The organism is Corynebacterium gottingense (assembly GCF_003693265.1).
GTDB classification, from domain to species: domain Bacteria; phylum Actinomycetota; class Actinomycetes; order Mycobacteriales; family Mycobacteriaceae; genus Corynebacterium; species Corynebacterium gottingense.
This window is the reverse complement of sequence record NZ_RDRE01000031.1, coordinates 1-9,050: the sequence shown is the minus strand read 5'-3', so window position 1 is coordinate 9,050 and position 9,050 is coordinate 1. Positions and strand designations below refer to the sequence as shown.

General features: G+C 63.3%; 8 protein-coding genes and 1 rRNA gene. All 9 read right to left on the bottom strand.

Annotated elements, in window-relative coordinates; translation table 11 throughout:
* Positions 1-125, bottom strand: a 16S ribosomal RNA gene (locus EAW56_RS10430); the annotation flags it as partial.
* Between the two features lie 659 nt (positions 126-784).
* Complete coding sequence (gene tyrS, locus EAW56_RS10425; RefSeq protein WP_095278856.1) at positions 785-2,050, bottom strand: tyrosine--tRNA ligase; 1,266 nt, start codon at positions 2,048-2,050, stop codon at positions 785-787.
* Between the two features lie 68 nt (positions 2,051-2,118).
* Positions 2,119-2,295 (bottom strand): Trm112 family protein, encoded by a 177-nt coding sequence (locus EAW56_RS10420; protein ID WP_095537049.1) that lies wholly within the window; start codon positions 2,293-2,295, stop codon positions 2,119-2,121.
* A gap of 10 nt (positions 2,296-2,305) precedes the next feature.
* A complete protein-coding gene (locus EAW56_RS10415; protein ID WP_122086459.1) occupies positions 2,306-2,971 on the bottom strand; it encodes a hypothetical protein in 666 nt (221 codons plus the stop codon).
* Complete coding sequence (locus tag EAW56_RS10410; protein ID WP_122086457.1) at positions 2,958-4,586, bottom strand: VWA domain-containing protein; 1,629 nt, start codon at positions 4,584-4,586, stop codon at positions 2,958-2,960. Before EAW56_RS10410 ends, EAW56_RS10415 begins: the two co-directional genes overlap by 14 nt.
* Positions 4,583-5,749 (bottom strand): hypothetical protein, encoded by a 1,167-nt coding sequence (locus tag EAW56_RS10405; RefSeq protein ID WP_122086455.1) that lies wholly within the window; start codon positions 5,747-5,749, stop codon positions 4,583-4,585. The genes EAW56_RS10410 and EAW56_RS10405 overlap by 4 nt, the downstream gene beginning before the upstream one ends.
* Positions 5,750-5,805: 56 nt before the next feature.
* On the bottom strand, positions 5,806-7,242 hold the full coding sequence (argH, locus tag EAW56_RS10400) for an argininosuccinate lyase (RefSeq protein WP_095536858.1): 1,437 nt from the start codon (positions 7,240-7,242) through the stop codon (positions 5,806-5,808).
* Between the two features lie 2 nt (positions 7,243-7,244).
* A complete protein-coding gene (locus EAW56_RS10395; RefSeq protein WP_095536499.1) occupies positions 7,245-8,465 on the bottom strand; it encodes an argininosuccinate synthase in 1,221 nt (406 codons plus the stop codon).
* A 109-nt stretch (positions 8,466-8,574) separates the two neighbouring features.
* Positions 8,575-9,050: arginine repressor (locus EAW56_RS10390; protein WP_122086453.1), on the bottom strand; the 476-nt coding region annotated here is incomplete at its 5' end.

The window sequence follows — 9,050 nt, the reverse complement described above, 5'->3', positions numbered from 1 at the left end:
TCACCCACGTGTTACTCACCCGTTCGCCACTCGAGTACCCTGCAAGCAGGGCCTTTCCGTTCGACTTGCATGTGTTAAGCACGCCGCCAGCGTTCATCCTGAGCCAGGATCAAACTCTCCACAAAAAGTTTCAGCAAGAAACAAAGGCCGTGAAAAGCCCAAACCTAACCAAAAACAAACCAACCCACACCACAACCAAAAACAATCACAGTGCAGGACTGGCAAATCCTCAAATTACCTTCACGTGCCGACCCAACCCGACGGGGCAAAAACAGGCCGACACAACAAAAAAATAGTTACAAAACGCGAATCAAATCACGCACCATAACCAGCAAACACCACCTGCAACTAGAGGTTCACAAGCAGCGCCACCGGCACACACCAACCACACAAAACGTGCAGCCAGCACAACACAGGCACGCAACCAATCCACAAACAAAAGTACATTGGCACACTATCGAGTTCTCAAACAACACACGCACACCAGACCAACCAGTCAAACACAACCAATCAGTGCTCGGCAGCGGAAAACAACGTTACACACAAGGTAAACAAAAGTCAAAATCGAGGAAAACCTCAACCAAACTCAAGCAACCAAGCCCGCAACACTGTGAAATTATCTCGTTCCCTCCAAGCGACTCACTCGCTCTCGGCAACGAGGAAATACTTAACCACGAACAACACAAACACGCAAACCCCCAGCACACAACAGGTTTTTGGGCAAACGAAAACCGCCAACAGCTCGCTTACACGAAAACTGTTGGCGGTTAGTAGCGGTGAGGAGCTATCCCACCTTCTTGGCACCGGCGAAGTTCTTCTTCCCGCGGCGGAGGACCAGCCACGCGCCGTGCAACAAGTCGTCACTTCCGGGCTTCCATTCCTCGGATGCCACCCGCTCGTTGTTCACGTAGATGCCACCCTCCTTGATCGAGCGACGGGCAGCGCCCTTCGAATCGGCAAGGCCTGCGCCAATGAGCAGGTCAACAATGGTGGTCTCCGCATCGCGGAACTCGAACACCTGGGTCTCCGAAACCGCGGAGGCGAGCGTCTTCTCGTCCAGGTCGGTCAGTTCCGCCCGCCCGAACAGCGCCTGCGAAGCCAGCTCAACAGCTTCGCGCGCTTCGCGGCCGTGAATGAGGTCCGTCATCTCCTGTGCAAGACGCTTTTGAGCCTCACGCTTGAACGGTCGCTCCTCCACCTCAACCGCAAGGCGATCGAGTTCTTCCTGGTCCAGGAACGTAAACCAGCGCAGGTAGCGGATCACGTCGGCATCAGCGGTGTTCACAAAGTATTGGTACCACTTGTACGGGCTGGTCATCTCGGGATCGAGCCACAGCGAGCCGCCACCAGTGGACTTGCCAAACTTCTTGCCCTCGGAGTCGGTGACCAGCGGCACCGTCAGCGCGTGCACCTGCTCGCCGTCCATGCGACGGTTCAAGTCCACACCAGCGACAAGGTTGCCCCACTGGTCACCTCCACCAACCTGCAACACGCAGTCGTGGTTGCGGCGAAGCTGCACGTAGTCATTCGCCTGCAGCAGCATGTAGGAAAACTCGGTGTACGAGATGCCGTCGTTTTCCAGGCGGCGCTTCACCGTGTCGCGGCCAAGCATCGTGGACAGGGAGAAATGCTTGCCCACGTCGCGGAGGAAGTCGATGACCGACATGTCCTTCGTCCAGTCGTTGTTGTTCACCAACAACGCGCCGTTCTCGCCCTCAAAGGAGACGAACCGCTTGAGCTGACCGCTGATACGTCCAGCCCAATCCGCAACTGTGTCGGAGGAGTTCATGGTCCGCTCCCCTACGTCGCGGGGATCACCAATCATGCCGGTGGCGCCGCCCGCCAGCACGATCGGTCGGTGCCCAGCCTCCTGGAAGCGCCGCAGCATGAGCAACGGCACCAGGTGGCCGGCATGCAGCGACGGGCCAGTCGGGTCGAAGCCGCAGTACAAGCTGATCGGCGATTCCGTCGCGGCGCGCAGTGCGTCCAGGTCGGTGGACTGGTTGATCAGTCCGCGCCATTCGAGTTCTTCAACAATGTTTGTGCTCATCGGTGTCCTTCGCGCGTGGAAAAGCGCAGTTGTCTCGGGTAGTTGAATTCAGCTGCTGGGGTGAGGTCTTAGGCTGCGGGATAGGGCTCGGCTTCGTCGATAAGCAGCACCGGGATCCCGTCGTCGATGCGATACGCGATGTTGAGGCGCTCGTTGACCAGCAGCTGTTCGTCTTCCCTGTATGTCAGTGGGCCCTTGTCCTTCGGGCAGGCCAGGACGTCAAGGAGTTTCGGATCGAGACTCATGGGGATCATCCTACTTGTACGGGCTCGTCCCCGACGTGTCGGGATCGGAGGGAGGGTCAACGGTGGCGTCGTCAAGCGAAACGGGCCCCTGCAGCGCCTCCTTGAGGTACGAAGCCTGCGAATCCAGGGCGCGGAGGTTGTTGTCAAGGATGCCTTGCTTGACGCGGTTCACCGCGTCGTACATCGTGCGCAGCGAATCGATGCAGCGCATCGACGCCTCGCGCCCGCGGTACTGGGGCGCCTTGAGGTAGGTGTCGACAACCTCGGGGAGGTAGACCTTTGACACGTTGTACACGGTCTGCTGGTGTTCGGGCGTCGGCGTCAGGCTCTCCCACTGCGAGAGCACGAAGCGAGTAACCGACTGCAACTTCATCGCCTCGTTATACACCGGCGGTGGCACGTTCGCGCGGTGCAGTTTGGCCAGGTTTTCCTTGATTGACTCATCAATCATCGACTCGGTCGAAGTCGTCTCAGCCGCCGGGAGCGCCTTCTGGCTTTTCGACGGCGTGAGCAACGCGCCCGCCCCGTACGCGACTCCGGCGGCGACCGCCCAGGGAATCACTCCGAGCGCTCCCACCAGGCCGAAGACGGCGAACGCCCCAGTGGTGACCGCGGCCGCGATCATGCCGACCTGGTTTTTCGGCGAGGCGAAATAGTCCCATTTACTGGTAGCCACGGATCTCCTTAAACGTCTCGGCCAAGTCGCCGTTCTGGGCGTCGAATACCTTACCGCCGGTGAGCTGAGCCAACTGCTCCATCTCGCCCCGGTTCGCTTCACCGTACAGGATCACAAAGACCGGGATACCAGACCATTCGGGGTGCTGCCCGTAATCCGCAACGAACTGATCGTAGAACGGTTCGGCGGTCGCCTGCCCGTCGGACAGGAGCACGACCGTGGGAGTCCGGGTCTTCTCGTTCTGGTCCTGCGTCGACTCGCTCTTCGCCTTCGCCGCAGCTTGCTGGGTAAGCACCTGCTCAAGCGCGGCGTAGGTCGCGGTGTACCCGCCCGGCTCGAGGTTGTTCACAAAGGCGTCAAGGTTTTCGCGGGACGCGGGGTCCGCATCAGCAATGACACTTGAGGCGCCTTCTTCCAGTGCATCATTGAACGGCAGGAGCTCGACGCTTTCCCTGTCGCGGAAGGAGACATCACCGGTCGACGTGGCAGCAGTGCCGCCGATGAGCTCGTGCATGATCCGCTTCAGCGACGCAAGGCGCTCGCCCTCCATCGAGCCGGAGGTGTCCAGCAGGAATGTCGATTGGCCGGGCATGCGGAACTCGCCGTTGTACTTGTCCAGCAGCTGCGTCGTGACGTTCTCCGTGGCCGGGAACGGCAGCTCGATCGGCGTGTGCCGCGCGAGCTCAGCGGGCAGAGTATCGACGCCCTGCACCGGGCGCCGGTACGTATCCGCCACCTCTTGCTGGTGTTCCTGGAACCAATCCGCAAGCTCACGGACCGCCTCGCCCGAGCCCGTATTCTGCGGGTGCTTGAGCGCACTGAGCGGGTAGTCCGCGGTGATGGTTCCGTCGGCGGGGACCACCACCTCGATGTCCTGCCCTGCCGTCTTCAACTGGAAGAGCGTCGACTCGTAGTTGAAGATCGCGTCCGCCTTCGTCGGATCCTGCGCGAACGTGTCCGCGAGCCAGCCGGAGGACCCAGACGAAACCGTCTGGGAGGAGAAGAACGTTTGCAGCTGCGGGGCGACCCGGTTGATGTCCTCCTCCGTCAGCGCGAGCCCGGTATCGGCCAGCGCCGTCGCGGCAGAGACCACCGTGGAAAAGCCGGAGTTCGACGCCGTGGGGTCGGTCATTCCGAAGGACAGCTCGCCGGCATCGGCGGCGGCAACGAGGTCGTCCCAGGTCGGCGGGTTGTCAACCCAGCCCTTCTGTTGCGCCAGATCGCTGCGAACTCCAAGCGCGATCGGGGAATTGGCCAACGGGTACTGGTCCGCAAGCGCGTCTGAGGCGCCGATCAGGTCCGCGTAGCGGTTGGTGGCAAACCAGGTGGCGTCGTACATGCCGTCGTACCCGCCGTCCTTCAGGCCCTGTGAGTTCTCCAGGGTACCGCCGTCGTAGCTCACGCTGATGTCCTTACCTAGGTCATCAGCCGCCTGCTGGATCAGCGGTTCAAGATCCTTCAGCTCGGTCGCAGCGAGAATGTGCAGCGATGCATCACCACTCCCACCGGACCCACCCGATCCTCCCAGGCCACCGGATTCACCGCCGAGGTTCATGCAGCCGGCGGTGGCAGTCACCATAAACAGCGCGGAAAGAACGGCAAGTAGTTTCTTCATAGGGTGGCCTCCTCATTGGCTGGTGGTTGTCCGCTGTAGCGTTGCCCGACGGCTTCGAGAAGCTGCTCGAGGCGATCGAAGGTCGGTGGGTCGACGCTGTTGACGTAGTCGGACGGCGCGGGCAGTCCGTGCGCTTGGAGCTCGTCCGCGAGCGAGCCGCTCTCAGCCGGGCGGAAGCCGTGCTTCGCAGCGAGTCGCTGTAATTCCGGATCAGTACTCAGCAGGCGGCCGAGCTCCTTGCCTTTGTCCGAGATGCCGACGATGCCGTGGTTTGCCACCACGGTCGGCTCGAGGCGCAGGAGGACCATGTCGTCGCGAACGCGCGAGTTGTCCTTCATCTGCTCGCCAAGGAACTGGGCCTCGTAGACCAGGACCAGCGGCGTCGAGCCCATGCCCTGGCTGAGGTAGTCGCGGAAGGGCGCGGAAGAAGACGATTCCGAGTACCCCTGCCCCACGAAGAACGGCGAAATCTTGTCCACCAGTTCCTCGGTGCTCATCCCCGGTCTTTCCTGTTCAAACTGCCAGGTCAGCAGCGAGAGGTACATGGCAGCGGAGTTTGAGGTGCGAATGTCCGTCGTGCTCACCTGCACCTGGCGCGGGGACGGGAAAGTGTCGCCGAGGTCGCGCCACCGCTTCCCGCTTTCCGCGAGCTTGACGTACGCGCCCATGTCAAAGGCGTAGCCGTCGCCCGTGTTGCGCACCACGCCCTCCTGCTCGAGCAGGTCCACGATCGGCTGCCAGGAGGCGATGGCCATCGGGGTAAAAAATGGGTAGTCCACCGAGTAGCTGCCGCCCTGGCTCTTCACCTTTTGGGCTGCCGGTCCGGACGACGGGAAGACAAAGTCCTGCTTGTCCAGGTCAGTGTTCGTCGCGATTTGGCGCGAGCCCGCGGTGGAAAACTTCACGGTGTAGCCGAGCTCCGCGAGCCGGCTTTTCACTTCCGGGTCCTCGAAGTAGTCGCGCTTCTCCGAGCCGATGATGCCCTCTACGGTGGTGGTTCCGGCGCCACCACCTTCGCCGCCTCCGAAGTTCAGCCAGCGTATCGCGTTGTTCTCGCCGCGGGCGTCGCTCAGCGCAAGCCCGATCATCACAATGAGCACAACCGCGATGATGATCGAGACTATTGCAGAGAAAGACCGCTTCCCTCCGTTGGTGTCGCTCATGCACTCAGCATAAGGGCTGCGCGGTTGTGGCGCAGGTCATTGCGCCAATGCCGAGGTTACGCGCCGCGCACCGGCGCCTCCGCCCACGCGCGGAATGCCGCGTTCGCCTCGGAAACGCGCTGCCGCTGCTCGTCCACGCGCACCTTGGCGGTACCGCCGCGGGTATCGCGGGATGCCACGGCCCCGTCGATCGTGAGGACTTCACGGACCTCGGGGGTCAGTCGCTTATCGACGCCCACCAGCTCCTCATCCGTCAAATCGATGAGGTCCACACCACGCTCCTCGGCGATGCGCACACACGCGCCCGACGCCTCGTGCGCTTCGCGGAACGGCACGCCCTGGCGCACCATCCACTCCGCGAGGTCCGTCGCCAGCGTGAAGCCGGCGGGCGCGAGCTCGCGCATGCGGTCCTCGTGGAATACGAGCGTGGAGACGAGCCCGGTCATCGCGGGCAGCAACACACGCAGCTGGTTGACCGAATCGATCACCGGCTCCTTGTCCTCCTGCAGGTCGCGGTTGTACGCCAACGGCATCGCTTTCAGCGTGGCGAGCAGGCCGGTCAGGTTGCCCAGAAGACGGCCCGTCTTGCCGCGAGCCAGCTCCGGCACGTCCGGGTTCTTCTTCTGCGGCATGATCGAGGACCCGGTGGACCAGGCGTCGTCAAGCGTGATGTAGCCGAACTCAGGGGTCGACCACGCGATGAGCTCCTCGGACAGCCGCGAAATGTCCACGGCAATCTGGGTGAGCACGTAGGCGGTCTCCGCCGCGAAGTCGCGCGAGGCGGTGCCGTCCAGCGAGTTGTCGCATGCGGAGTCGAAACCGAGCTCGGTCGCGATCGCTTCAGGGTCCAGGTGCAGCGACGAGCCCGCCAGCGCGCCCGAGCCGTAAGGCGAGACAGCGAGACGCTTGTCCGCGTCTTGGATGCGTTCGAGATCGCGCAGCAGCGGCTGCGCGTGCGCCAGCAGCGAGTGCGCAAGCAGGATCGGCTGCGCCGCCTGGAAGTGGGTCTTGCCCGGCATGATCGCGTCCGGGTGCGCGGCGGCCTGGTCGACGAGCGCATCGATGAGCGCGCTGACCTCGACGGCCACGCCGCGCAGCGCGTCACGGCACCACATGCGGAACATCGCGGCGACCTGGTCGTTGCGGGAACGGCCGGCGCGCAGCCGTCCGCCCACCTCGGGGCCGACCCGCTCGATCAGTCCGCGCTCCATGGCGCCGTGGACGTCCTCGTCCGTCGGAGCCGGGACGAAGGAGCCGGCCGCCACGTCGCGCCCGAGCTGGTCGAGACCGTCGAGCATGGTGTGCAGGTCAGCGTCGGAAAGCAGCCCTGCCTTGTTGAGCACCTTCGCGTGCGCCTTGGACGCGAGCACGTCGTAGGGTGCGAGGACCCAGTCAAAGTGGGTGGACACGGAGAGCGCGAACATCGCTTCCGAGGGGCCGCCGGAGAAGCGGCCGCCCCACAGCGCGCCTTCGTTGGTCTTGTGCTGTTCCATGGCTACTTTTCCTGCTTCTCCTGGGCGCCGGCCTCGCGGTCGCGCTTGTTGGCAATCTGGGATGACAGGCCGTGCAGGCGCACGAAGCCCTTGGCCAGGGTCTGGTCGAAGGTATCGCCGGTGTCGTAGGTGGCCAGGTTGAAGTCGTAGAGGGAGTGGTTGGAGCGGCGGCCGTTGACGGTCGCCTTGCCCGCGTGCAGCTCCATGCGGATGTCGCCGGTGACGTGCTCCTGGGTGGAGTCGATGAAGGCGTCGAGCGAGCGCTTCAGCGGGCCGAACCAAAGGCCGTCGTAGACCTCCTCGGACCAGCGGGCGTCGATAAGGCGCTTGTAGCGCGCAAGCTCACGCTCAACGGTGACGTCTTCAAGCGCCTTGTGCGCGGTGATCAGCGCAACCGCGCCCGGTGCCTCGTAGACCTCGCGGGACTTGATGCCCACCAGGCGGTCCTCGACCATGTCCAGGCGGCCGATGCCCTGCGCGCCGGCGCGACGGTTGAGCTCCTCGATGGCCTCGAGCACGGTGACCTTACGGCCGTCGATAGCAACGGGCTTGCCGCCCTCGAAGGAGATGATGACCTCGTCCGGCGCGTTGCCCATCGCCGGATCCTCGGTGTATGCGTAGAGATCCTTTGTCGGCGGGTTCCACAGGTCCTCGAGGAAGCCGGTCTCGACGGCGCGGCCCCACACGTTCTGGTCGATGGAGAACGGTGACGCGGCGGACTGCTCGATCGGCAGGTCCTTGCCCTCGGCGTACTCGATTGCCTTATCGCGCGTCCAGGCGAAGTCGCGAGCCGGGGCCACGATCTCCAGGTCGGGGTCTTGGTTGAGGAAACCGACCTCGAAGCGGACCTGGTCGTTGCCCTTGCCCGTGCAGCCGTGGGCGACGTGGGTGCCGCCGTGCTCCTGGGCGGCCTTGACCAGGTGCTTGACAATCAGCGGGCGCGAAATCGCGGAGACCAGCGGGTACTCGCCCTGGTACATGCCGTTCGCCTTGATGGTGGGTAGGCAGTAGTCCTCAGCGAACTCGTCCTTCGCGTCAACGACGATGGACTCGACGGCGCCGCAATCCAGCGCGCGCTGGCGGACGGACTCCATGTCCTCGCCGCCCTGGCCCAGGTCGAGGGCGACTGCGACGACGTCGGCATCAAGCATTTCGCCCAGGTAGGAAATGGCGACGGAGGTGTCCAGACCGCCGGAGTATGCGAGTACGACGCGATTGCTCATGAGAAGTAGCTCCTTCAATAATGTTCGAGGTTGTTCAAGTTGTGACACACCCGGTTACTGAGGTTACCCGGGGATGTGCGTTTCCTGTGACCCGCTGCTGCGGAACACGCTATTCGTTGGCGGGGTGCGCGTGGCCGAAGATCTTTTCGCCCAGTTCCTTGCCGCTGAGCGGCTCCCGAGCCAGGACAAAGATCGTGTCGTCGCCCGCGATGCAACCCACGACTTCGTCGAGGCCGACGCGGTCGATGTAGCTGGCCAGGTACTGCGCGGCGCCGGGAGGCGTGCGCAAGACCGTGGTGTTGCCGGTGTAGTCCACCGAGACGACGAGCTCCTCGATCATGCGGCGCAGCTTGTCCCGCGGCCCGGTCTGTACGACGGAGAGCGACCCCGTGTCAGAGGTCACCGTGTAATACGCACGGCCGCCCCCAAGGGGACGGATCTTTTTCGCCCCGAGCTCATCCAGGTCGCGCGACAGCGTCGCCTGGGTGATGTCGATGCCGTCGGCCTGCAAGAATTCGGAGAGTTGCGCCTGCGAAGACACCCGTGTGCTCCCGATGATCTCAAGGATGCGGGCCTGTCGCGCCG